2 protein-coding genes are annotated in these 2,390 nt (G+C 63.5%); both read left to right on the top strand.

Going from position 1 to position 2,390, the window contains the following annotated elements; translation table 11 throughout:
* The first annotated feature begins 113 nt into the window (after positions 1 to 113).
* Entirely contained in the window at positions 114 to 428 is a 315-nt protein-coding gene (locus FJ934_RS27820; RefSeq protein ID WP_140613592.1) for a hypothetical protein, read from the top strand.
* Positions 429 to 516: 88 nt separating this feature from the next.
* Positions 517 to 2,390, top strand: a 1,874-nt coding sequence (locus FJ934_RS27815; protein WP_140613591.1) for a DUF4347 domain-containing protein, incomplete at its 3' end; no start/stop codon positions are given.

Here is a 2,390-nt window from a genome sequence, read left to right as displayed (position 1 = left end):
ACCCACCAGATGCCCACCCACTCGCAAGACCGGCCGCCTCGCGCTCCGTCGGGCGCTTCTATAAGGCCGAACACGAAAGGCGCGGCGCAGTCGCCGCTACCGAGGAGGATAGTATGAGTTACGCAGCAGGATTTGCGGTTGTGGAAGTCGCCGTCAGAGGTGTCTTGCCCATCGGCGATGCGACCGAGAATGTAACCTATTTTATTCTGGACACCGCCAAGAGCGCGATCGTTGGCCAGGTCGTCCTTCCCAAAGCCGTTAAGCGAAGTCTTGCCGTAGCGCTGACCGTCAAGGTGCCAAGCACGGCCGGCTCATTTGCGATTGGGACGTTTGACGATGGTGGCAGTTTCAAGGTCGCCAGTTTCCTGCGGGTAGAAAGTCCCTCTGTCGATGGCGCAGGGGCCGCCGTCGGGCCGTCCGGAAGATGACCGCCTAGCCTTCATGTCGTGTGCCATGCCCCCGGCCAAGCCGGAGGGCGCTTTTCGTTGATGAAGTTCAAGCCAACAGGAGCCAGTCATGGCCCGTGCCTCTGAAATTCTCTTTGTTGATCCTTCGATCTCCGACCTCGCGACTGTTATCGGCAACCTAAGGCCCCAAGTCCGGGCCGTCGTGCTCGACGGCCGCCGCCCGGCGGAGCGGCAGATCGCCGCCGCCCTTGCATCGCACAGAGGGCTCGACGCGGTCCACATCATGGCCCATGGTGCTCCAGGCCGTGTCAACTTCGCCGCGGGAGAATGGTCGGTCGAGACCGTGGGGGCAGCGGCTGACGATTTCGCCGCAATCGGCAGGGCGCTTGCCGCGCACGGCGAGCTGCGGCTGTGGAGCTGCGAGACGGCATCAGGGGTCGCGGGCGAAGCTTTAATTGAGGCGCTGGAAGAGGCCGTCGGCGCGACCGTCTGCGCATCGAGATCGCTGGTTGGCGCGGCCGACCTGGGCGGCGCCTGGGAACTGTCTGTACGCGCGAGCGTCTCTACGTATCTGCCGCCGCTGACCCCCGATGGGGTGGCAAGTTACACCGGGGTGCTTGCATCGGGCGATCTGACACTTGCTGGACTTATAGCTTCTGGTAACGGAAACAATATTAACACGTACTATCTTGTCGATACAAATGGCTCTGTGGTTGATACTGACGACACAGTTGTTGGTAGTTTTCAACTTCCTTCTGCGACTAACGGTAAAGTTCCTACATTTTCAGCAACTATTACGGTGCCAAACGTTACTCATACGTATCTCATTTACGACTCCGGATTCCACCTATACGGTACACTTACTCCTATCGACGCCGACACCAATACTCCGGGTGTCCAACCGACCGACCCGCCGACTTATTCTTTCGTAACCACGCCTATCAACGAATTCGGACCGGGCAATGATGGCGATCACTTTTCTGGTGGCACCATAACTGTCGCGGCTGCCGGCATCCCCGGCCCGACTGGTGCGACCGGAGCCACAGGCGCTACCGGGGCCACGGGGGCAACTGGAGCGACGGGTTCGACCGGTGCCACAGGTGCAACTGGCGCTAGTGGAGCGAGCGGTGCAACGGGCGCGACTGGCGATACCGGAGCCACGGGTTCGACCGGCTCAACAGGCACCACTGGTCCTACCGGAGCAACCGGCGCCACAGGTGCGACTGGTGATACCGGAGCAACCGGTTCGACCGGGGCAACCGGTGCCACAGGCGCGACTGGTGATACAGGAGCAACGGGCTCGACCGGTGCCACAGGCTCGACCGGAGCAACAGGCTCGACCGGTGCGACTGGGTCGACAGGTGCCACGGGTTCGACTGGAGCCACAGGTGCGACCGGCGATACGGGTGCGACCGGTTCGACCGGGGCAACCGGTGCCACAGGCGCGACTGGTGATACCGGAGCAACGGGCTCGACTGGGTCGACAGGTGCAACGGGTTCGACTGGAGCCACCGGCTCAACCGGTGCCACAGGCTCAACCGGTGCGACTGGTTCGACCGGGGCGACAGGCTCGACCGGGGCAACCGGCTCAACCGGTGCCACAGGCTCAACCGGTGCGACTGGTTCGACCGGCGCGACTGGCTCGACAGGTGCCACCGGCTCGACCGGATCGACGGGCTCTACCGGTGCCACAGGCTCGACCGGGGCGACAGGCTCGACAGGTGCCACCGGCTCAACCGGTGCCACAGGCTCGACTGGAGCAACTGGCTCGACAGGTGCCACCGGCTCGACCGGAGCAACTGGCTCTACCGGTGCGACTGGTTCGACCGGCGCGACTGGCTCGACTGGAGCAACGGGCTCGACCGGTGCGACTGGGTCGACAGGTGCAACGGGTTCGACTGGAGCCACTGGCTCTACCGGTGCCACCGGCTCAACCGGTGCCACAGGCTCGACTGGAGCAACTGGCTCGACAGGTGCCACCGG

The sequence above is a fragment of the Mesorhizobium sp. B2-4-12 genome, assembly GCF_006441575.1.
Lineage (GTDB): Bacteria > Pseudomonadota > Alphaproteobacteria > Rhizobiales > Rhizobiaceae > Mesorhizobium.
Note: the sequence above shows the minus strand (reverse complement) of the source record. Positions and strands in the feature narration are given on the sequence as shown.